The following is a 19,713-nucleotide window of genomic DNA, read 5'->3' as shown; positions in this document are numbered from 1 at the left end:
CCCCGAACTGGACCTGCCCACAACGCTAATCGTGAGCCACCAGCACAACATTCCAGAATCGACATTTATTTTATCCAAATATTCCATTGACGACTGTATTGACGAGTTGCAAAGTCAGGGCAAATTCAGCCTGACGGTGCCCATTCATGATCTTTCTCGCAACGCGTCTCGATTGTATTCAGCCTTCCCCGAGTATCACGGCAATGACGCGGGCCAAAGCACTCGCCGCTGAAGGCGTCGACATCTGCAACATGACCGCGGGGGAGCCAGATTTTCCTACACCCCCGCACATCGTCGAAGCCGCAGCAAATGCTATGCGTGCGGGCACAACTAAATACACTGCGACCGACGGCACAGCCGATCTCAAGAGGGCAATCGTATCCAAGTTCGAACGCGAAAACGGCTTGCGGGTGACGCAGCAGCAGGTCTCCGTCGCGAACGGCGCGAAACAGATCATATACAACGCTCTGACTTGCACTATCGATAGCGGCGACGAAGTTGTCGTACTCGCACCCTATTGGGTTTCGTATCCGGACATTGTCAGGCTCAACGGCGGCGTTCCAGTAGTGATCACGGCCGACGCGACGCAGCAGTTCAAAGTAAAGGCCTCTCAGCTGCGAGCCGCGATCACGCCGCGCACGAAGTGGCTCGTGTTGAACTCGCCAAATAACCCGACGGGCGCCACCTATACCGCGAGTGAGTTACGGAGCTTCGGTGACTTGCTGCGCGATTTCTCGCACGTTTATGTCATGACCGACGACATCTACGAGCACCTGCTCTATGACGCCACTCACTTTGCTACTTTTGCGGCGGTCAACCCAGACCTCGCCGATCGCACCCTGACAATCAACGGCGTGTCCAAAGCGTATTCCATGACGGGTTTTCGAATCGGCTATGCCGCGGGTCCGGTTCACCTTATCGAGGCAATGGAAAAGCTGCAGTCCCAGAGCACCAGCAATCCCGCCGCAGTGAGCCAGGCAGCCGCACTTGCTGCTCTATCGGGCCCGTTTGACTTCTTCCGGGAATGGCGGAACACCTATCGCGCCAGGCGCGACTTGATCGTTTCCCTTCTAAACGGGAAAGCTGGGCTGAGCTGCCCGCGACCCGAAGGGGCGTTCTACGTTTACGTGTCCTGTGCGGCGCATATCGGGAAGACCACGCGTACGGGCAAGATCATCAAAGACGATAGCGACTTCGTCATGTATCTGCTCGATGAATTTAAGGTCGCGACCGTGCAAGGAGCCGCATACGGGCTGTCGCCAGCGTTCCGGATTTCGTTCGCCACTTCGACGGAGGTCATCACGAAAGCGTGTGACCGCATCCTGCAAGCCTGCGAACAACTTCGATAACTAGCCCCAAAACCAAGGAGACATCGTGAAACCACTCGCAACCCTTCTGACAGTCTGCTGCGTGCTGAGCCTCAATGCCCATACAGACGAGCTCGCCGATATCAAAGCGAGCGGCACGCTGACATGTGGCGTGTTCGGCGACATCGTGCCGCTCGGCTATCAGGATCCGAAGACACGTTCCGTAGTCGGCTTTGACGTCGACGTATGTGCTGCCATCGCGCAGGACTTGAACGTCAAGCTCGACCTGAAGACCCTATCGGTGGAGGGTCGCATTCCAGCCCTTCTGACCGGCCGGGTCAACGTCGTCGTAGCGGCCATGGGCTACACACCTGTACGCGCCAAGCAGATCGACTTTTCCTCGGCCTATTACCAGATGCCAATTCCGCTACTGGTCAAGTCGGATTCGGGCCTCAAAACGCTCGCAAACCTAAAAGGAAAAAGCATCAGCGCGATTCGGGCGTCGACGCCGGAGCTCTTCGCTCGACAGGTACTGACGGACAGCAACATCGTCACCTTCGACGATGGCCCGTCAGCCAAGTGTTATGCAGCGAGTTGTACGATCACTTCGATCTCGACTGTCATGTCGCTAGGTAGTGACGACGTCCCGACGGCTGATCGAGCATGACGGCCCGTTTCGCCAAATACATTAATGAGCAAATCGGAGCAGCCATCAATCACTTTCGGATGCGAAGTGAAGGTCGGTGCAGCGTTTACCATTCCCAGAACTTTAATGAATGCCTTGATTCGGCTCAGTTCTCCAACCGCAGATTTGAGCGTGGCAAGAATGTTCAGCGCAGTGAGTTGCGCGTCAGCGTACGCGCCAGGAATCTGGTCGTCGCTTGAGATCCTTCCACTTCGGTAGGTGTTGTCGGGGAGCCTCGGTCCGTGCCCCGCGAGAAATATCATATCTCCAACCTGCCTGTACGGGATGTAGCTGAAGCGCGGCGGCAGAGCCGGCGGTAGCTCAAAACCCAGAGCGACAATTTTTTCTTCCGGTGACATGTGATTTCTCCTGCGGCCATTGGCCGGTTGCGATTGGGTTGTTAGCCTAAGACTGGCACTGCAATCGTGCCCTGAAGATATATCTGCATTCACCGGTAAGGCGAGCGCGGTCATCGTCAAGAGAACAGTGTATCTCTCCACCTCTGTCCGATAGCTGCCGGGCATGTAATTGCGTCTTGCCAAAACGACGGCCCCAAAATGGGGCAAGAGTGCAATGCGAGGTACCGGTGATGGGATCTTCGGGCACACCTTTCGTCGGTGCGAAATATCGGGAAACGAAGTCGCAGTCGCTACCTCTTTCCGTTGCGATCAATACCGGGAGCGGTAGCGTCGACGCCTGACAGACGTTCACATTCACATCGCGAACCTCCGCTTCGCTACCGAGAACGCATACGTAACGACCAACGCTTTCTCGCACCTCGCTTATCTCGCAATGGAGCACGCACTCCATCTGCGCTTTTGGGGTGGTCGAGCGTGCGCACGCCTGGTTCGCCGGCTTCGGCAAACTGCGCATTCGCTTCGAGCGGCGTCTCGACATCCATGCTGCGTTACTCTCCCTGGCCGCTGCCGTTATCTGCTCACGTTTTGTGGTTTACTTGTGTCAGCGACTCTTAGACCAACCCTGCCCTGACATCGGCTTCATAGCGAGCCTGATTTTCCGTGCTCATGGGATAGAGGCCGCTGAGCGGCGCTCCTGATTTGACCTGTCTAAGAATCCATGACTCGCTTTGCTCCTGAGCTAGCGCGACGTCAAGCACGTCGAGCAACAACTGGGCAGGAATGACGACCGCACCGTCGTCGTCAGCAACGATCACGTCGCCCGGGATAACAGCCACGCCTCCGCAGCCGATTGTTTCTTGCCAGTCGACAAAGGCGAGTTGCGCGACGGCCGGCGGGGCGGCGACCGCGCTGCACCACACGGGCAATCCTGCGTCCGCAATGCCCATACGGTCGCGCAAAGCCCCATCCGTCACTAATCCCACTACACCTTTTTGATGCATGCGGGCGCACAGGATGTCGCCGAAAATCCCCGCATCGGCAACGCCCATAGTATCCGCGACGACTACACATCCTTCCGGCATTGCTTCGACGGCCGCTCGAGTTGATTTTGGCGACGACCAGGCCGCCGGCGTTGCGACGTCCTCGCGCGCGGGCACAAATCGCATCGTGAACGCTTCACCCACGATCCGGCGTTGACCATTGAAAAGCGGCGCCGTTCGACGCAGCCAGACGTTTCGCAAGCCTTTCTTGAAGAGAATCGTCGTTAATGTTGCAGTCGTCACTTTCGACAACGTCTCAACAATGTCTTTACCAATCATTGAAATTCTCCACCGCAGACATGAAGCTTCTGTTCAACTGATGTATCCCGCGCGACTTGCTCGCTACCCTAGATGCTGGCGATCAGACCACCGTCGACGCGTACGGTCGAGCCGGTGATATAAGACGCGCGCTCGCTGACAAGAAAGGCGACCATATCCGCGTACTCATCCGGGCGCCCGTAACGCCCCGCTGGAATTGAGGCGGTACTTTCAGCCGCGATTGCGTCTACCGGCTTTCCTTCTCTCTTTGCTTTCTGCTCGTCGAGGAATGCGATGCGGGCCGTCGCGATGCGCCCTGGAATGATAATGTTGGTCGTCACGCCGTACGCCGCAACCTCTCTGGCCAGCGATTTCGACCATCCGACCAAGGTCGAACGCAACGCGTTGGAAACGGCCAGGTTTGGGATCGGTGCAATTACGCCCGACGATGCGCTCGTGATGACGCGCCCCCAGCGTTTAGCGCGCATGCCCGGCAAAACACGATCGGTGATCGCTATGGGTGGCTGAACCATCTTCTCAAAATGCTCCCGCCAAACTGCCGCACCAAGCCCATGCGCCGCCGAAGGAGGCGGTCCACCGGTGTTGTTAACCAAGATATCGACAGTCCCTAGGCGCGACTCGATCGACGCGATTTTTTCATCTACCGCGTCTAAATCGGCCAGATCCCAGACGATCGAATGACAATCCAACTGCGACTCCGCCAGACGCTCTCTCACCGCATCGAGCGCCTGGCTATCGCGGTCAGCAATGACAACCGATGCCCCCTCGCGCGCCAACGCAAAGGCGATCGCCGAACCTAGTCCGCCCGCGCCGCCTAGGACGAGAGCGGTCTTTCCAAAAATTCCAAGATCCATTCGTGACCTCATATGTGTGCCGAAAGCCTGTGTCCAAGCACAAAACTAGCCGCGCTCGCACAGACCTTAGTGGCATGGTAGAGTTCCGAGTAATCATTCCACAAGCGACTTTTTATCCCCCAAAATCGGAATTTTTTTCCAAATAACTCGCGCGCCAACTGTGGTCACACTTAAGCAACTGGAAGGTTTTTATTGGGCAGCAGAATTGGGCGGGCTCGAGCAAGCGGCTTCTCGCTTGAACACGACTCAGTCCGCGATTTCGAAACGCCTGCAGGAACTGGAATCGCTGCTGGGCGTGGCCCTATTCGATCGCACTCACCGCAAGGCGATGATCACTCCACAGGGCGAGCGGCTGCTCGTCATGGCAAGGGAAATACTGGAGGTGCGCGACCGTATCATGGGCATGAGTGCGGTGATGGCGCCCACACTGAGGGTATTGCGACTCGGTGTGACCGAACTAACGGCGATGACTTGGCTCCCGGCTCTGGTGCAGCGTATTCGCGGCAGCTATCCCGAGATCGCGCTTGAGCCGACAGTGGATTCGAGCGCCCATCTCATGGAGAAACTCGCTCAGGAGGAACTCGATATGGTTGTCGTGCCGGACACCTATCGGGACGCACAGTTCGAGCTGATGGCGCTTGATTCGGTCGAGTACGCCTGGATGTGCAGCCCCGGGTATCTCGATAGCGCTAACGAATTGCCACTGCGTGACCTGTGCCGACATACGATCATCGTGCAGCTGCACGCCTCCGGCCTTGGCGATATGATCGAACGATGGCTGCAGGACAACCGAGTCAAGATCGAAAACACGTTGTCGAGCAGCAGCCTCACGGCCATTGCTTCTCTCACATTGGGTGGGCTGGGGATTAGTTACCTGCCCAAGCGGATTTTCGATAACCTTATCTCCGCTGGGCAGTTGCGACTGCTACGGAGTAAGCCGCCGCTTCCTCGAGCACCCTACGTGATGATGTACAAGAAGGCTCGCGCCGATGACTTTTTGCGGTATGTCTCGTCGCTGGCATCTGATGTTTGTGATTTTACTCGAACTGCTCCGGCCTATTTTTCTCCGCGGTAAGGGTTGCGTGGTGCATGGTCGTTCACTCGCGACTCACTGTTGACGGGCGCAGATGTCAAGCCCTCGCGCCGCGAGCGCCGGCCTTTGCAGCAACGATGTTCGGGCGGGCAGCGCGTCAGAAAAAGCGGCTCACTCGCGTCTAGATCTCGGACGCGCGCAGAAAAAAAGTCGACCTACGCCGCGGCCTCGTACATCTAAGCGTGTCTAGGGAGCGGTTACGTGAGTTCGCGTCGGTTGACACATGCTCTTGGCGCGCCTGTCGCCGGATAGTCCAACACGGTCTTGAGCGCGAGCCGTCGCAGATCGAGCACGCTTTCGGGGCTGAAGAACGCAGTATGCGGCGTCACCAGCAGACGCCCCTCCAACCATGGTTCCCTGTCGGTCCACGCCTTCACCAGCGGATGCGGACGGTCGGGCGGCTCGGTCGGCATCACGTCCAAGCCAGCCGCTCCGATCCGTCCACTTCGCAGTCCGTCTTCGAGTGCGTTCAGATCCACGACTTCGCCACGGGACGTGTTGATGAGCACGACGCCGGGTTTCATGCGTGCGATCGCCGCGCGACCGACGAGATTGCGCGTGGCATCGGTGATCCGAGCTACGTCCGATCAGGACCATGCCGATCAGCGCCGCAACGGAAGGAATCGCCGTCACGAAGCCAGTCTGCAAATTGTCGAGCCCCAGCGACTTGACGATCTGCGGTAGACAGAAACTAATGCCGACCGTGCAGGTCACGAGCCCGAAATACGCGAGCACGAGACCGAGTGTAGACCCGTTCGCCAGGGCGCGGAAGAGCGATGCAGATTGAGCCTCGTCGGTCTGCTGCCGTTCGCGAGCAAGCCGTTCGCTGAGCCAGCCCTTTTCTTCGTCCGAGAGCCAGGTCGCGTCGGCGGGTTTGTCCGCAAGCATGAACAGCACGAGGACGCCGAGCAATACGGCAGGCACCCCTTTGATCACAAAAAGCCACTGCCAGCCGCGCATGCTCATCGCGCCATCGAGTTTAAGTAGCAGGCTAGACAGCGGCGCGCCGATCACGACGGAGACTGGAATTGACGTCATGAACATCGAGACGATCCGCCCGCGATAGGCTTTGGGAAACCACAGCGTTAGATAGAACAACACGCAAGGAAAGAATCCGGCTTCGACTGCACCCAGCAGAAATCGGATCGTGTAGAAGCTGAGCGGACCACTGATGAATGCGGACGCTGTGGCAAGCAACCCCCAGCAAATCACAATGCGCGCGAACGATAGCCGCGCGCCGAACCTGTACAGCGCGAGATTGCTCGGCACTTCAAGGAGTACGTACCCGAGAAAGAAAAGTCCGGCGCCTGCACCGAACACAGTGGCCGTGAAGCCGAAATCCTTGTTCATCGTGAGACCAGCGAAGCCGACATTCACTCGGTCGATGTAAGCTGCGCATAGCACAGCATTAAAAACGGTACGATCCTGCGCGATAGCTTGCGCATTGTCACCGCTTCAATTGCATCCGGCTCTGTCACACTTACTTCCTCCATTGGTTGCCGCAGCTCGCGGTTTTTGTGCCTCACGGTAGGAGGGGGCACGTCGAGAAAAAAGCGATAAATCTTCGCCGGTTTGAGTCGGGAAAGGAATGTGTCAAAACAAAAATGCTAAGCCGTCAACGAAGCGCATGCCCCCCGATACCTCCGCCTTCTTCATAGGCTCGCACGACACCACGTGGATGCGCGGTCTTCCAGAGCCCAATCGGTGATTGGGCATTACCATGCGCAGCGAGTGCGGCGAGAGGTGCAAACTCGTCCGGGTGAGCCGCGGTGTAGCCGCCCCGCTGATCGCCGACTTGATGTCCCGTGTCGGCGATCACGCGGAATTCATGCGAGCCGCTGATAGTGCGAAAGCTGGGTTTGTCCGCTGCTAGCACGGCTGCGTCGCTCCACGCCTTGCTTGCGATATGGCCGGAGGAACTGTTCGGGAACGTGTGGGCGCTTTCGTTGGCGTTGCGTACGGGTGAGCCGCGATCGTCCATGATGACCGCGGCGGCACTGATATAGATGTGGGAGCCCTATGGGATCACGACAGGACTGCATTGGAGAATTATTCCAACACAGTTCTGCCTCACGTTTGGAAGTATCAGGACTCAGCACATGGACGACCGACACGATGCACGATGCACGATGCCGGAGATCCCACGCGACATGGTCAGTTCCGTCAGATGATTGCACGCACGCGTCTTGATATCTTGTTCAACTCTCCGACGGCCTCTCGTCTCCACAGCGAGTACCAGCGAGGAATGGCCTGATCGTCGGTTGCGTTTGACCGCACTACGTCAGATGATCGACATTCCTCGCTGTCGCCCAATCTCCCAAGAGACCCCGCTATTGCGCACCGTCGCGGCGAGCTGTTGTCCCAATCGCTGTTCGATCACCGGCTTCCACGGCACCAAGCTGAATCCTGTTCCCTCGTCGAGCATCGCGTAGCGTCCGCTGGCGAGCATCACACTGCGCCGGTAGATACCGGCCACGCGCTGCCCGTCGGCCACCGGCCGATGCTCCAGGCCGGTTTCGATGGCAATGTCCTTCGCGACCTGAGCCAGCTCGCGCCCGCGCAGCGTCGCCAGCAGGTTGCGGGCGACCACGACGCGCTGCCCGCGATGCTCGGCCAGCCCCTGTTCGGCCAGGAAGTCGGCGCGCTGGCGCAGCGCATCCTTGACCTCGGCTCCAAAGCCCAGGTCGCCCAGTCCTTTGCCACCGCCGATCAATTGCTGGTCGAGCCAGGTGGCGCCGATCACGCGGGCCTGCCGCTCGATGGGCAGGTGCGATTTCAGATACACCGCCACGCCGCCGCCGAGCCGCCGAGCGTCGTATTGGCGACCACGCTCGGCCAGGTTCCCGGGCACACGCCAGACGCCTTCGGCCTCGCGCTCCACGATGCCGACCCGGCGTAGGGCTTCGAGCCGGCGCACATGCGCGGCCACCACCTCGCGCGGGTCGCGGTCGGGCGTGGCCTGACCTTGGGCGATGGCCAGGTGATGATCGGTGCGGTACACGCCATTGACGGCCAGCGCGGCGACGTTTCGGTCGGCGGCGCGCACGTCGGCCGCACCTTTGACTTCCACCACGGCTCCGGTCGGATACTGCCCCAGTTCCGCCCTCGGCAACAGCGCGACGTAGTGCGCCTTGCCGTCCGTGCCATCGACGATCAGATAGCCTTTGTCATATAGCTCGTCGGCCAGCCCTTTGCCGGCGACGCGGCCGACGATGGCGCGGCCATCCCCGCCGGCATGGAACACGGCCAACTCGCGCTGCTGGCCGCTCATGGCCAGCTGCATGGTGCGGATAATGTCGCCGCGTTCGCCCATTGCCCGCAGCGTGGTTTCGGCGTCGGCGTGGACGGCCCACGCGCCATGCTGCTGCTCGGTCGCCAGCCCCATGCGCTGCAGGTGTTGCAAGCGGCCAATCAGCACTTGCCGCAGACGTTGCAATCGGAGTTCGGCAAAGCGTTCCACACGCACCAAGGGATCATTGCCGGCCTCGCGCTGCAAGGCGCGATCCAGGCCCGTCCATCGCTCCTGTTCGACTTCGCGCTGCATGGCGCGCTGCATCTCCAGTTCGGTGCGCGGCCCCAGCCATTCGGTCGCCAGCTCGGATGCTCGCCGGCGCATCCCCTCGGCGATGTAGTCGCGGGAAATGATGAGGTCTTTGCCGGTATCGTCCTTACCGCGCAGGACGACGTGCGTGTGCGGATTATCTGTGTTCCAGTGATCGACCGCGACCCACTCCAGCCGCGTGCCCAGGTCGGCCTCCATGCGCGCCATCAGGTGCCGGGTATAGGTGCGCAGGTCGTCAAGCTGTTCGGCATCCTCCGGCGAGACGATGAGCCGGAACTGGTGGCGGTCGCCTTCGCCGCGCTCCTTGAACGCTTCGAGGTCGGCATCGTCAGTCACCGGCCCGTAGGCATGGCCCGGCCCGCCCTGACGATCGACGCCTTCACGCTCGATGTAGCGCAGGTGCGCGGCGGTCGAGCGCGGCCCGGCCTGTTTCAGATTCACCAGCCTTGTCTTGATCGTCACGCGCCGGGCGTTCGCTCCAAGTCCGCGACCCACGAAGCGCGCCGCGGCGTGGCCGCGCCCCAGCCGGGAACCGGGGCGCTGACCGACCTTGCCGGCCGCCTTGCCGAGCTTCGTGCCGGCCTTGTTGGCCTGCCGCAGCACCTTGTTGACGTAGGCATCGCAGCGCTGTTTCGGCACACCCGGGCGGACGCGGAAACGGTCATCGTCGCGTTGGCTCATAGTGTGGCTCCAACCAAGACTGGCGCAGTCCAGCGGACGAAGCACGCGACTTCGCCAATTCCGATGCGGCGTGGCGCACCTTCGTGGCACGCTGCTGCCCCGTGGCGCGTGCCGCGCTCCCCCCATGTGCAGACAAGGTTTTCAAGCGGCGATGTGCCGCGACCTTTTATCTTGCCTTCCGCCTTTGCCCATCGCTGTCGCTCCGGGCATCGGCGGCCCGGTGGCGCGGTGCTGCTTGCAGCCCGCGCGCCGGGGAACGCGGCCACGGCCATCGGCCGGGCGCGTCCAAGGCAAGATGCCTGCACGGGGGAAAGGGTCGCCGGATGTTGCGCGACGTGCAGCGCCGAATACGCAAAATCATCGCTCGCACGACACGCGCAGCGAAATGGCGGTGACCAGAGGAAGAACATGCCGGATGGCACGATCGGATGCACGATGCCATGCAGCGAATCGGCAGCCATCATCGGCGTGTCTCCAGCCAGACCGGATGCGCGACGCCGATTACAGCGGATGCGCTCACTGGCCCGAAGTAACGGCTGTCGAACGACGCCGGATTCGTCGTGCTCAACAGGAACAGCTCGCCCGGTTTGAGGCGTCGACAGTGCTGCCACGATGTCAGCGGACGGCCCATGCGGTCGGCACGCAGCACGGCGGCCGCAGGCACGCCGTCGATGCGGACGATGCCGCCCGTGATGCACACCACCTGCGGCGCAACGGCGGCGACCGACTTGAGGAGTGGAATGCGAGTCGGCAGGTAGCCACGCTGCGCAGCCAGTGCGGCGGCTTTGGCCGGGAGCGGCACCAGCACGATGCTGCCCACGGACGGCGGACGTGGCAGCGAGGCGGTGCGCGGATCGAACGGTGTGATGCGATACCAACCGACCGCCACGCTGTCGGACGGGTTGTAGGTCAGGCGCGGCAGCGACGACACGAGGGACGCCCAAGCGAGCGCAGCGAAACCGACGGCGGCCAGTGTCGCTACGCTGATGCGAACCTGCCAGCGCGAGTGAGGATGCGACGCGGTTCCGGATGGGTAAATGGTCATCGCGGCAGCCTCCTCCCGGCCAGCCAGACGGCGTGCCGCTCGGCGGTGTAAGCCGGCCGCGGCAAACGCGCAGCGAGCCGGTTGCCGAGCGTGCGCCAGTACGCAGGTGCCACGTCAGCGGGCGCGATGTTCTGCGCCTCGATGGCGTCAAGTTGCGCCAGCACGGCGCGCACGGCGGGTTCGCTCTCGGCGTGCAGCAACAGGTACGCGCCCGGCAGTACGCCGGGGATGCGCTGCGCCGCGTCCAATGGCGTGCAAGCCTGCATCACCATGAGCTGCCAGCGGATCGTGCCGTAGTCGTTGGCCTGCCAGCGAATACGGCAGAACATCGCACGCGGCAGGAACACCGCGACGCGACGCCAGCGGTCAAGCCGGATGGTGCGAGCCGGTTCGCCAAAGCGCAGATATACGTCGATGCGTTGTTCTATGTAGGTGAGCGAAACGCGGGTCAATGGCGCGATGCCGGCCTGGCCGGCGAGCACAGCAAGCGATGCCGGCGGCGCAGCCGTTGCCGCCGAAGGTTTTGCGTTCATGGCGTTTTCTCCGGGAACTCGCGTTCCAGCAGTGCGCGCAGTAGTTCGGCGACGGTCACGCCGCGCGTGAAGGCCGACACCTTGATGCGCGCCCGCATGGCGGGTGTAATGTCGAGGGTCAGGCGCGCGGTGTAGAGGTCGCCTTTCTGAATGCCGTCGGCGTCGCCTTGGCGAACCCACGCCTCAGCGTGCGGGTTCGCCGGTGGACGTGCGCCGATGCCGACGCGCTTGCCGTTGCGATGGCTCATGCCGGCCACCGCAGCAGCTCGTCGGTCAGCGCAGCGATCTCCTGCGCGGCAGCGCTGTCGGGCGCCGTCTCGTGGGCGAGCCGGCCAGCGGCCACACTGTCGGCGAAGACGATGCGCTGATGCACTTCCGCGCGCAGTGCCGGCAGCGGCTGTTCAGCGAGCGCGTTGCGCGCCTCGCGGCCGATGATGGTGGTGCTGACGCGCCGATTGACGACGAAGGCCGCGCGCAGCGCAGGCCGGAATACCTGGGCCTCTCGGATCAGCGCCACCATCTCCGACGAGGCCCACAAGTCGTAGGGGCTGGGTTGCACGGGAATCAGCACGCGCTCGGCCGCCAGCAGCGCGGAGCGCGCCAGGGCAGCGATGCGCGGCGGGCCGTCGATGACGACGTGATCGGCATGACGGGCCAGCTCCGGCGCTTCCTGGTGCAGCGTCTCGCGGGCGAGACCCACGGCGCTAAACAGCCGTGGCAAGCCTTGCTGGCTTCGGCGTTGCGTCCAATCCAGCGCCGAGCCTTGCGGGTCGGCATCGAGCAGGATGACGGACTGCCCGCGCATTGCCAGCTTGCCGGCAACGTGGGTGGCGAGCGTAGTCTTGCCGACGCCGCCTTTCTGGTTGAGGAAGGCAACGATCATGGCATGCTCCGCCGTGCTGGAGGAACGACGCAGGCGTGCCGTTTCGTGGTTGTCCACCGACGCGGCGTGCTTCTACTATCTGTTAGAGCTTTTAAGTTAGATAAGTTAGAGGGCGTTGAAACCCGCGCCGTTATTGGCTTTTCGACGATTTTGCACGCCTGATAGCACGATAGGGACACGCCTGATAGCACGATACCCGGCACGCCTGATAGCACGAGGCCATTCACAGCTTGTCCCGCAGTTATCCCCGTGCCGTGAGCGGCACAGATCGGAAGGTCAGCAGTTCGGTGTTGCTGTCCGGCATCCGCTCGATGCCGAGCACGTAGCCGGGCAATGACTGCCGCGCGACGAGCGCGCGCAGGTCGCAAGCGAAGTCGTAGGGCTTCGCCGTGCTGCCCGATTTCTTGTGCAGGTGCCGGAAGTCGAATTGCCAGCCGCCGGGCTGCTTGCCGCCGTGCTTGCGCACGAGCCGATACAGCCACCGCTCGATGCCGCCCGTGAGCCGGAAATACGCCGGGTCGATGGTCAGCACCAAGGCGGCGTCGAGCACGCTGGCATAGAACCAGTCCGGCAGGATCAATTCGATACCCAACGGTGTGCCGCCGGCGTTGGCCAGTTCCTTCCATTCGTTGATCCACGAGAAGCGATGCAGTCGCCGCCCGGTCGTCTCCCGGATGGAAGTCGCTACGGTCGTCGATTGGAGCCGGTCGAGCGCGGCCTTGAGGCGCTGGTAGTCGCGCAGCGACACACCGCGCCCGATGAAGCGCAGGATCTCGTAGGGTGTGGCGTGCATCAGGCGCGACGGGCGCAAGCCCGCGTCGCGCGCTTCGACGATCTGCGAGGCCGCCCATATCAGCACGTCTGCATCCCAGATCGTGGCGATGCCGTGCTCCTGCGTGCCCTCCACGCGGATCGTGACGTTTCCGCTCTTGAAGTCGATCGGCGCGGTGCGCCGCGACTTCGCCAGTGAGAAGAACGGAAAGGCCATCAAATCCTGGCTGTCGCGCGGCACCATGCCGTCGCCCGGCAGCGCGCGGAACAGGTCGAGCTGGTTCCGCTCCTGCGATGGGCTGGACATGGCGACGGCCACCGGCGAGCCAGCAATCAGCGCGCACGGCTGTCGGCCGAGTGATGCTCGGCGTATTCGGGATCGGACGTGGTTTCGTAGCTGCGCTGGTCGGCCCAGGCATCGAGGTCGGCGACCGCGTACATGACGCGGCGGCCGAACTTGCGAAACTTCGGCCCGTTGCCGATGACGCGCTGCTTTTCGAGCGTGCGCGGCGACAGACGCAGATACTCGGCAGCTTCATCGTTGGTCAGGTAGCGTTGGGGCTGTGCGGGCGTGGCGACGGGTACGGCGGCAGGCCGCAAGGGAGCGGGACGCATCGGATGGACCTCCATCGGTCAAAAACGCCGGCGGCACCAGCGCAGCCGGATGGAGGCAGTTTCAAGATAGCGATGCGTGGCGCAGAGGGTCGTTTTGCAACGCAGGTAATACGACCCTGTGCAAATCAATCGATCTGTGTAAGGCGGCGGTAGCCGCCGCGCATCAGCGACTGGCCGCGCCGCACCAAGCGGCGCACGCGCGAGCGCAGGCCGCCGTCGGTGTACCAGCCAGCGGCCACTGCCTCGGCGCCGAACACCCCTGCGGCGGTTTCGCGCAAGGACGCGCCCGCAAGGGTCGCGTCGAGCGCCTGCAAGGTGTGCAATTCCAGCAGCGCGGACGGCGTGGGCCGGGAACGGGCCACCGCTGCAGGCGCAAATCCGTCCTCTGTCACCAGCTTGTCCAGCTCGGCCAGGATCGTACGGTAGCTTGCGCGAGGGGTGAGGCACGCGCGGACGGCATAGAGGTAGGGCATGCCCTCGGCCAGCCCTGGCGCGAGGACGAGCCGCACGCGGTAGCGGAGCCCGCGCGACACCAGCACCAGGCGCTTGCCGTCGTGGGTCAGCTGCTTGTGGCCGGGGATGCGCCAGAACTCGAACACCGCCGCATTGGGCAGTGGGTCGGCGTCCGGGTAGAGCTGGAGCACGGTGTCGTGGTCGGGGAACCAGATCGGATGTGCGTCGCGCGCATCCAGCGCCGGGTCCTCTAGCAGGCGCAGGCCCCAGGCCTGCGCCAAGTCCGGCCGGGGGCGACGGCGCAGCCAGTCGCGCCGGTAGCCGGGATGCCGGCGCAGGTATTCCCACGCCAGCGCGGGACCGTCCAGATGCAGCACGTAGAGATACGCCGCAGTGGGATACCAGGCATTGGTGCTTCGATCAGCCACGACGCAACCTCCTGTCGAGCAGGCACGTCGCCACGGGCGTCGAACATGGGAGCTACGATATCGGCAACATCAAAACGCCATTCAGTAGGCGAGAACTCAAACTGTAACGATGGGGTAAAGGCCGATTGGCTCCGAAACCTGGCACGGATCGTCCGAGTGCGGCGGCTACGCCGCACAGAAATGACGCGCGGCACTCGACACCCTGCCGCAACCCGTACCGCGCATCATGTCTCTTTTAGTCGGGGTTGCACTCGTCTGGTGCAAGAGTGCGGATCGAGACCGTATTCGTCTGACATTAGACCGGAAAAGACACAATACGCTGTGGTCAGTCGGGGATGGAACCATCGCGTTGCGCGAGCTGGACGTACTCTGATAGCGGCCGTGCTGCATAGAAATACAGGTCGCGCACGATGGGCCGCTGCTGCGGCCCGACGATGCTGGCCAGGTCGGACAGCTTGACTATCCCCAGCGCCGGCATCCCGATGCCAAGGTCAATCAATCCCCAGGCGGTATCGCCATCAGCCGGATCGAGCGCAGCGAGCAGCCAGATGGCGTGCGCGTCCGGGGTAAACAGCCGTATCACCGGCATCGGGTCGATGCTTTGGCCGGCCGCGCGCGCGGTGCCGTTGATGAGCAGTTGCGCACGCTCAGCGGCGGTGGTCAGCGGCTGGGTCATGTCAGAAACCCCGTAAAGCCGAGGATGCACGGATACGCTTCTGTACCGAGGCACGGAACCGCGAAACCGGATTCGTGCTTTCATGCAGAAGCACGGATGCGCAAGCCATCGAATCCGACCATGCAGGAAAACGCCGAAGCGGAATTGTGCTGGTCAGGAAAGACACGGATGTGCCTCTCTGGTTCAGTTGAAATCCGCCGATGCGGATTTCAGCAAAAGCACGGAAGCGGATTAAATTGCCGCCAATGAGTTAAAGATAACGTGGTTTTAATTGTCCCGCGATTGGACGCTTCTGTCCATGCAGAAGCGATCCATCCAGCGCGGCCGACCGGCCGGTGCCACCACCTTCGATGCTGAGCTGGCGCAAGCCTTCGGCGCGTCGGTGCGCGCGCTGCGAACGGAACGCGGGATTGCGCAGGAATCGCTGGCCAACCTGGCTGGCATTGAGCGTTCCCACATGGGCAAGATCGAGCGGGGCGAGCACATGCCCACGCTGGCGATCATTTTCAAGATCGCCAGCGCGCTTGGATGCAGTACGGCCGTAGTGATGACCGCCACGGAACGCCAGCTCGCGGTGTCCGAGGCGTAGGCATCACACGGAGAGCGCCCCGCCGCAACGGACGGGGCGCGGTGGGCGGCGGTCAGTCCGCCGCCTGTGGCTTGCTGCGCGACCAGATCAGGTCGTGCGTGCCTTCCTCGTTCTCGATCAAGCGGGCATAGACCGTTGCCGGGAACGAAGGATCGTCGAGGGTCACGGACACGTAGGGCCGTTCGGCCTTGCTGACTTTCTTCCACGCCGCGCCGATGTCGTGGCTTGCCGCCTGCACGCGGAAGTCGGGGGCGTTCTCGTTGTCGCCTTTGTCGTTGGGAACCAGCTTGACCTTGACGTTGAGCGTCAGGGTACGGAGCGTGCCGGTGAAGCCGTCTTTCTCTGCGGTGAAGGTGCCGATGTTAGCCATGATGTTTCTCCTTTCGGGTTGAACAAGGTCGCGCCCATCGCGTCCTTGTTGTGAACCGGCCGGCGAGGGATGGGCGGGCTGCATCGCGCAGCGGGCGCAACAGCGTGGAGCACCTGGAAGCGAAAAGAATTTGCTGCGCGAGGAAGCCGCGCAGCGGCGGGGAAATTGTTTTCGCGGGAAGGTTGCAGCCATGAAGCCCAAGGCGCAGCCGTGCCCTCGCCAGGATTCACGACAAGCCAAGGACGCAGGGGCCGCCCACTCCCGAAAGGAGATATGGCCGACCTCGGTATCAGCGCATGACGGCTGCACTGGCTTGTGCCCTGACGCAGGCAAGGCCAACACAAACTACAAGACGAGAATGCTCCTGCTGCAGCATGCGGCCTCGTGCGTGAGGCGTGGTGTGGACGCTCCTTAGGCAAGGTCGAACGGCGTGTCGGTGAACCATCCTTCGTTGACGGACAGGCGAACCGCCAGCGTCGAGGACGGCACGCTTTGGCGCGACCTGCCGCAGCAAGCTGGGGCGTAGCCCCGCATAAGCCCCGTCCATTGCGGCGGAGCGCGGTTGAAAATCTTGCCCGCGTCAGCGGGCACCGATTCACTGTGTCGCGCGCAAGCTGCTTGCGCGCCCGCCCCGTCGCCGCCTGATCGAAGGCGACGACGGGCGGTTTTGCTGTGGACGTCGAAACCTGCCGCGCCCGGTCTTGGATGAAAGAAAGCCCCGGCGTGTTGCGCCGGGGCTATGGGACTACCTCACGCGGCCAGCGCGTGCGCTTCCACTTCGTCGGCGGCATCTTCCGGCGTATCCGTTTCGTCTGCCGCCTCCGGTACGCCTTCCGGCTCGGTGTCGTGGTCGATGTGGAACACGGCAGGCATCCAGCCGGTGCCCTCGGCCAGCCGTTCGGCTTCGCTGGCAATGTCGCCTTTCTTCAACTTCGACAGGCGGGTGACGTGCGCCGGAGCGTACTGCCCCACGGCTTCCAGAATCGCGGCCTTCGGTACGTGCCGGAAATAGCTTTCGCCGGTCGGCTTCCACCATGCCGCCATGTCCAACCCCACGGCCTGCGCCAGTTCCGCGCCGGGCGGGCGCTGCGCAGCGCGAGGCGTCACCACGTCCACCGTAGACGCCACGCATACGGCCAGCAACCGCACCAGTTCGTCCTGCGACTTCGCCAGCAGCGCCGCGAACAGTTCGGCGCTGACCTGCGGCAACGCCTCGCCCGCGACCCGCTGAAACTCGCGCAACGCCACGGCGGCAGACGATTCCGACCAATCCGGTGCCACGCTTTCCAGCCGGTCTTGCACGTTCACGCGCACGCCGAGCGGCAGGCTATCACCGCTGTAGGTGTGGGGCTGCAAGACGGTCTGCACCATGCCATGCACCAGCGCGGCCAGCGCGACGTGCGGATGCTGCGCGACTTCGATTTGCAGCGCCGCCGTGCGATGGGCGCTCAACCGCTGCGCCAGCCGGTCAGACAGGTTCGCGGTCTTGGGCGCTTCGTCGGCATCATCGCCTTCCTGGTCGTTCGCGCTGGCGCCTGCACTGAAACCTTGCCGCAACTTTTCCAGCGTGCGCAGCGCTTTCGCTTCGGCCTCGCGCAGCAGGCCGCGATGAATGGCGGCTTCACCATCGCGGTCGAGCGTGACGATGGCACCGGCCACGGCGCGCACGTCCGGGGCGTAGTCCTGCAAGGCGTCATCGATGGCTCGCAGTTCCCCGGCTACCTGCTGGCGTTGTTCTTCCAGCGTGGCCACCTTGTCCTCGTCCTCGGGGTCGTAGGCTTCTTCCAGTGTCGTGTCGATCTTGTCGAGGCGAGTTTGCAGTGAAGCGATGCGGCGGGCTTCGCGGGCGGTCGGCTCGCGCCGCTGGCGTGGTGCGTTCTCGAACGTCTGCCTGTCGGCATGGCTCATATGCGGTACGGTTTCCACCCATGCCCAACCCTCGTCGCGCACGTCCTCGGCCAGCGCGTCCAGCTTGCCTCGCACCAGCGTTTCCAGCAGCGTGGCGTCGGTCAGATAGGTGCCGCTGTCATCGTCGGCAAACAGGTCGCGCCGAATGCCGCCACCCGCCATCGTGTAGGCATCTAACCCGACGAAGCGCACCAGCGAATGCGTGGCGTCAATCTCGCGTTCGGTCAGGCGCTCGCGCAGCGCCGATGCGCCGCGCTGCCAATCAGGCGCGCTGTAATACGCGACTTCCTGCGCGGCGTGATCGTCGGTGACGGTCAAGGCCGTCAACTGTTCCAGCGTCACGCCACCATCGCGGTAATCCGTCATCAAGCGCGGCGACACGTTCGCCAACTTCAAGCGGCGTTGCACCGTCAACGGAGACACGCCGAAATCGGCGGCAATGTCCTCGATGGGTCGGCCTTCCTTGACCAGCGCGGCGAAGGCCGCGAACTGGTCGGCGGGGTGCATGGCCTCGCGTTGCACGTTCTCGGCAAGGCTCACGGTACGGGCGGACGCATCGGCCACCAGCAGGCACGGCACTTCGTAATCGGTGGCGATGCGCTTCTTCTTCGCCAGCAGCTTCAACGCGGTCAGTCGGCGGTCGCCCGCAACGACTTCGTATTGCTCGCCATCGGCGGACAGGATGACGATGAGGTTTTGCAACAACCCGACCCGGAAAATGCTTGCAGCCAATTCGGGGATGGACTGGCGTGCCATCGTGCGGACATTGCGCCTGGAGCGGCGCGGCAACAGTTGCGACAGCGGAACCAGAATCAGGTTCTTGGTCGGGTCGGCCACTTCCAGCGGCTCGGCAGTTTCGAGGGCGAAGGCTTTGGTTTTGGTAACGGCGTTCATGGTGACAACTCCTAGCGGTTGAGATGCAGCAGCGAAAGAAGCGGCGAGGGCTGCTGCCTGCCCCTGCCGCTGTGGGGTTCAGACTTTCAACTGGCGCAGGCCATCGGCCAGCAGCCACAAGGCGCGATTGAGGCGGATACCGTTGTCGATGCCTTGCACCGGGCGCGTGGTCTGGCGGCGACCGTTCGCGGCGCGGGCGGACAGCCCGCCTTTGATGAGGTTTTCTTGCGTGCGGTTGAACACGCTCCACAAGTCGCTGCGGCTGTCGTCGTGACGACGTGGCATCAGGATTTGCGATTCGGTGATGGGCGCGGGCGTGGCCTCGTCGTACTTCAACGCCAGCGCGGCGCGGGCGAACACTTCCGATTCCCCGCTGTCCAGCGTGATTGCCTGCATGGCATCGCGAGATTCCTGCGCCCGGTCGAAACCGTGCAGGACTTCGTAAGCGCCTTCGATGACGTGCCCGGCCACGTCGCCCTTGTGGGGTACACGCACGTCCGCCACGGTGTTGCCGCAAACGAGGCCGTTCTGGCACACGAAGCGGAACATCCCGGCCAGCATCTGATAGCTGCTCGTGCCATCGTTACGCGCAAGAGAAAAACGATGGACATCAGCCTGAGCCTTGAAAATACTGGAATCGCCAGTCTGCGGGACGTCCATCAGATTAGAAGAAAAAGTGGACAGAACG

General features: G+C 62.7%; 23 protein-coding genes and 2 pseudogenes. 5 read left to right on the top strand and 20 right to left on the bottom strand.

Annotated features, from left to right (window positions below; all coding sequences use genetic code 11):
• The first annotated feature begins 146 nt into the window (after positions 1-146).
• Positions 147-1,349: a pyridoxal phosphate-dependent aminotransferase gene (locus FFS45_RS21755; RefSeq protein WP_137956697.1), complete on the top strand. Its 1,203-nt coding sequence runs from the start codon at positions 147-149 to the stop codon at positions 1,347-1,349.
• A gap of 25 nt (positions 1,350-1,374) precedes the next feature.
• On the top strand, positions 1,375-1,974 hold the full coding sequence (locus FFS45_RS21750; protein ID WP_171029711.1) for a transporter substrate-binding domain-containing protein: 600 nt from the start codon (positions 1,375-1,377) through the stop codon (positions 1,972-1,974).
• Here FFS45_RS21750 and FFS45_RS21745 read toward each other — a convergent pair.
• Positions 1,890-2,351 (bottom strand): RidA family protein, encoded by a 462-nt coding sequence (locus FFS45_RS21745; RefSeq protein WP_137956695.1) that lies wholly within the window; start codon positions 2,349-2,351, stop codon positions 1,890-1,892. The genes FFS45_RS21750 and FFS45_RS21745 overlap by 85 nt on opposite strands.
• A 46-nt stretch (positions 2,352-2,397) precedes the next feature.
• On the bottom strand, positions 2,398-2,802 hold the full coding sequence (locus FFS45_RS21740) for a PhzF family phenazine biosynthesis protein (RefSeq protein WP_249362877.1): 405 nt from the start codon (positions 2,800-2,802) through the stop codon (positions 2,398-2,400).
• A 13-nt stretch (positions 2,803-2,815) separates the two neighbouring features.
• Here FFS45_RS21740 and FFS45_RS42425 point away from each other — a divergent pair.
• A pseudogene (locus FFS45_RS42425) lies at positions 2,816-2,929 on the top strand (IS5/IS1182 family transposase); the annotation flags it as partial.
• 33 nt (positions 2,930-2,962) lie between these two features.
• Here the strand turns inward: FFS45_RS42425 and FFS45_RS21730 are convergent.
• Complete coding sequence (locus FFS45_RS21730; RefSeq protein ID WP_137956693.1) at positions 2,963-3,670, bottom strand: ribonuclease activity regulator RraA; 708 nt, start codon at positions 3,668-3,670, stop codon at positions 2,963-2,965.
• Positions 3,671-3,738: 68 nt separating this feature from the next.
• Positions 3,739-4,524, bottom strand: coding sequence for an SDR family oxidoreductase (locus FFS45_RS21725; RefSeq protein ID WP_137956692.1), 786 nt, complete (start codon positions 4,522-4,524; stop codon positions 3,739-3,741).
• 160 nt (positions 4,525-4,684) lie between these two features.
• On the opposite strand from FFS45_RS21725, the gene FFS45_RS21720 reads away from it, so the two are divergent.
• Positions 4,685-5,599, top strand: coding sequence for a LysR family transcriptional regulator (locus FFS45_RS21720; protein WP_137956691.1), 915 nt, complete (start codon positions 4,685-4,687; stop codon positions 5,597-5,599).
• A gap of 215 nt (positions 5,600-5,814) precedes the next feature.
• Here the strand turns inward: FFS45_RS21720 and FFS45_RS42145 are convergent, their stop codons facing one another.
• The 13 genes and pseudogenes from FFS45_RS42145 to FFS45_RS21655 all read right to left on the bottom strand — a co-directional run bounded on the left by FFS45_RS42145 (position 5,815) and on the right by FFS45_RS21655 (position 15,264).
• Positions 5,815-6,141 (bottom strand): NAD(P)-dependent oxidoreductase, encoded by a 327-nt coding sequence (locus FFS45_RS42145; RefSeq protein WP_249362882.1) that lies wholly within the window; start codon positions 6,139-6,141, stop codon positions 5,815-5,817.
• Positions 6,142-6,196: 55 nt separating this feature from the next.
• A pseudogene (locus FFS45_RS42420) lies at positions 6,197-7,021 on the bottom strand (MFS transporter); the annotation flags it as partial.
• A 211-nt stretch (positions 7,022-7,232) separates the two neighbouring features.
• Positions 7,233-7,598 carry a hypothetical protein gene (locus FFS45_RS21710; RefSeq protein WP_137956689.1) on the bottom strand — a complete coding sequence of 122 codons (366 nt, stop codon included), beginning with the start codon at positions 7,596-7,598 and terminating at the stop codon, positions 7,233-7,235.
• Between the two features lie 300 nt (positions 7,599-7,898).
• Complete coding sequence (locus FFS45_RS21705) at positions 7,899-9,860, bottom strand: relaxase/mobilization nuclease and DUF3363 domain-containing protein (RefSeq protein ID WP_137956688.1); 1,962 nt, start codon at positions 9,858-9,860, stop codon at positions 7,899-7,901.
• Positions 9,857-10,324: a hypothetical protein gene (locus tag FFS45_RS21700; RefSeq protein WP_137956687.1), complete on the bottom strand. Its 468-nt coding sequence runs from the start codon at positions 10,322-10,324 to the stop codon at positions 9,857-9,859. Before FFS45_RS21700 ends, FFS45_RS21705 begins: the two co-directional genes overlap by 4 nt.
• Positions 10,321-10,905: a S26 family signal peptidase gene (locus FFS45_RS21695; protein WP_137956686.1), complete on the bottom strand. Its 585-nt coding sequence runs from the start codon at positions 10,903-10,905 to the stop codon at positions 10,321-10,323. Before FFS45_RS21695 ends, FFS45_RS21700 begins: the two co-directional genes overlap by 4 nt.
• On the bottom strand, positions 10,902-11,438 hold the full coding sequence (locus FFS45_RS21690) for a DUF2840 domain-containing protein (protein ID WP_137956685.1): 537 nt from the start codon (positions 11,436-11,438) through the stop codon (positions 10,902-10,904). The genes FFS45_RS21695 and FFS45_RS21690 overlap by 4 nt, the downstream gene beginning before the upstream one ends.
• On the bottom strand, positions 11,435-11,686 hold the full coding sequence (locus FFS45_RS21685; protein ID WP_137956684.1) for a chromosome partitioning protein ParB: 252 nt from the start codon (positions 11,684-11,686) through the stop codon (positions 11,435-11,437). The genes FFS45_RS21690 and FFS45_RS21685 overlap by 4 nt, the downstream gene beginning before the upstream one ends.
• Positions 11,683-12,321, bottom strand: a complete 639-nt coding sequence (gene parA / locus FFS45_RS21680) for a ParA family partition ATPase (RefSeq protein WP_137956683.1) — start codon at positions 12,319-12,321, stop codon at positions 11,683-11,685. Before parA ends, FFS45_RS21685 begins: the two co-directional genes overlap by 4 nt.
• Before the next feature lie 241 nt (positions 12,322-12,562).
• Positions 12,563-13,411: a replication initiator protein A gene (locus tag FFS45_RS21670; protein ID WP_137956681.1), complete on the bottom strand. Its 849-nt coding sequence runs from the start codon at positions 13,409-13,411 to the stop codon at positions 12,563-12,565.
• 14 nt (positions 13,412-13,425) lie between these two features.
• A complete protein-coding gene (locus FFS45_RS21665; RefSeq protein ID WP_085561521.1) occupies positions 13,426-13,707 on the bottom strand; it encodes a helix-turn-helix domain-containing protein in 282 nt (93 codons plus the stop codon).
• A gap of 125 nt (positions 13,708-13,832) precedes the next feature.
• Positions 13,833-14,588, bottom strand: a complete 756-nt coding sequence (locus tag FFS45_RS21660; protein ID WP_137956680.1) for a DUF2285 domain-containing protein — start codon at positions 14,586-14,588, stop codon at positions 13,833-13,835.
• 325 nt (positions 14,589-14,913) lie between these two features.
• Positions 14,914-15,264 (bottom strand): DUF2958 domain-containing protein, encoded by a 351-nt coding sequence (locus tag FFS45_RS21655; protein WP_137956679.1) that lies wholly within the window; start codon positions 15,262-15,264, stop codon positions 14,914-14,916.
• A gap of 298 nt (positions 15,265-15,562) precedes the next feature.
• On the opposite strand from FFS45_RS21655, the gene FFS45_RS21645 reads away from it, so the two are divergent.
• Entirely contained in the window at positions 15,563-15,853 is a 291-nt protein-coding gene (locus FFS45_RS21645) for a helix-turn-helix transcriptional regulator (RefSeq protein WP_137956677.1), read from the top strand.
• A gap of 52 nt (positions 15,854-15,905) precedes the next feature.
• Here the strand turns inward: FFS45_RS21645 and FFS45_RS21640 are convergent, their stop codons facing one another.
• The 3 genes from FFS45_RS21640 to FFS45_RS21630 form a co-directional block, all read right to left on the bottom strand.
• Complete coding sequence (locus FFS45_RS21640; protein ID WP_137956676.1) at positions 15,906-16,223, bottom strand: DUF736 domain-containing protein; 318 nt, start codon at positions 16,221-16,223, stop codon at positions 15,906-15,908.
• Positions 16,224-16,973: 750 nt separating this feature from the next.
• Positions 16,974-19,025, bottom strand: coding sequence for a ParB N-terminal domain-containing protein (locus tag FFS45_RS21635; protein WP_137956675.1), 2,052 nt, complete (start codon positions 19,023-19,025; stop codon positions 16,974-16,976).
• Between the two features lie 78 nt (positions 19,026-19,103).
• Positions 19,104-19,713, bottom strand: a 610-nt coding sequence (locus FFS45_RS21630) for a DUF932 domain-containing protein (RefSeq protein WP_249362876.1), incomplete at its 5' end; no start/stop codon positions are given.

The organism is Burkholderia sp. 4M9327F10, from assembly GCF_005503145.1.
GTDB lineage: Bacteria > Pseudomonadota > Gammaproteobacteria > Burkholderiales > Burkholderiaceae > Paraburkholderia.
Note: the sequence above shows the minus strand (reverse complement) of the source record. Positions and strands in the feature narration are given on the sequence as shown.

What these genes read in the sequence shown, in the direction of transcription:
- FFS45_RS21755 (WP_137956697.1), top strand. Translation starts at nt 147, where the DNA reads ATGATCTTTCTCGCAACGCGTCTCGATTGTATTCAGCCTTCCCCGAGT.
- FFS45_RS21745 (WP_137956695.1), bottom strand. Translation starts at nt 2,351, where the DNA reads ATGTCACCGGAAGAAAAAATTGTCGCTCTGGGTTTTGAGCTACCGCCG.
- FFS45_RS21740 (WP_249362877.1), bottom strand. Translation starts at nt 2,802, where the DNA reads ATGGAGTGCGTGCTCCATTGCGAGATAAGCGAGGTGCGAGAAAGCGTT.
- FFS45_RS21730 (WP_137956693.1), bottom strand. Translation starts at nt 3,670, where the DNA reads ATGATTGGTAAAGACATTGTTGAGACGTTGTCGAAAGTGACGACTGCA.
- FFS45_RS21725 (WP_137956692.1), bottom strand. Translation starts at nt 4,524, where the DNA reads ATGGATCTTGGAATTTTTGGAAAGACCGCTCTCGTCCTAGGCGGCGCG.
- FFS45_RS42145 (WP_249362882.1), bottom strand. Translation starts at nt 6,141, where the DNA reads ATGAAACCCGGCGTCGTGCTCATCAACACGTCCCGTGGCGAAGTCGTG.
- FFS45_RS21710 (WP_137956689.1), bottom strand. Translation starts at nt 7,598, where the DNA reads ATGGACGATCGCGGCTCACCCGTACGCAACGCCAACGAAAGCGCCCAC.
- FFS45_RS21705 (WP_137956688.1), bottom strand. Translation starts at nt 9,860, where the DNA reads ATGAGCCAACGCGACGATGACCGTTTCCGCGTCCGCCCGGGTGTGCCG.
- FFS45_RS21700 (WP_137956687.1), bottom strand. Translation starts at nt 10,324, where the DNA reads ATGATGGCTGCCGATTCGCTGCATGGCATCGTGCATCCGATCGTGCCA.
- FFS45_RS21695 (WP_137956686.1), bottom strand. Translation starts at nt 10,905, where the DNA reads ATGACCATTTACCCATCCGGAACCGCGTCGCATCCTCACTCGCGCTGG.
- FFS45_RS21690 (WP_137956685.1), bottom strand. Translation starts at nt 11,438, where the DNA reads ATGAACGCAAAACCTTCGGCGGCAACGGCTGCGCCGCCGGCATCGCTT.
- FFS45_RS21685 (WP_137956684.1), bottom strand. Translation starts at nt 11,686, where the DNA reads ATGAGCCATCGCAACGGCAAGCGCGTCGGCATCGGCGCACGTCCACCG.
- parA (WP_137956683.1), bottom strand. Translation starts at nt 12,321, where the DNA reads ATGATCGTTGCCTTCCTCAACCAGAAAGGCGGCGTCGGCAAGACTACG.
- FFS45_RS21665 (WP_085561521.1), bottom strand. Translation starts at nt 13,707, where the DNA reads ATGCGTCCCGCTCCCTTGCGGCCTGCCGCCGTACCCGTCGCCACGCCC.
- FFS45_RS21655 (WP_137956679.1), bottom strand. Translation starts at nt 15,264, where the DNA reads ATGACCCAGCCGCTGACCACCGCCGCTGAGCGTGCGCAACTGCTCATC.
- FFS45_RS21645 (WP_137956677.1), top strand. Translation starts at nt 15,563, where the DNA reads ATGCAGAAGCGATCCATCCAGCGCGGCCGACCGGCCGGTGCCACCACC.
- FFS45_RS21640 (WP_137956676.1), bottom strand. Translation starts at nt 16,223, where the DNA reads ATGGCTAACATCGGCACCTTCACCGCAGAGAAAGACGGCTTCACCGGC.
- FFS45_RS21635 (WP_137956675.1), bottom strand. Translation starts at nt 19,025, where the DNA reads ATGAACGCCGTTACCAAAACCAAAGCCTTCGCCCTCGAAACTGCCGAG.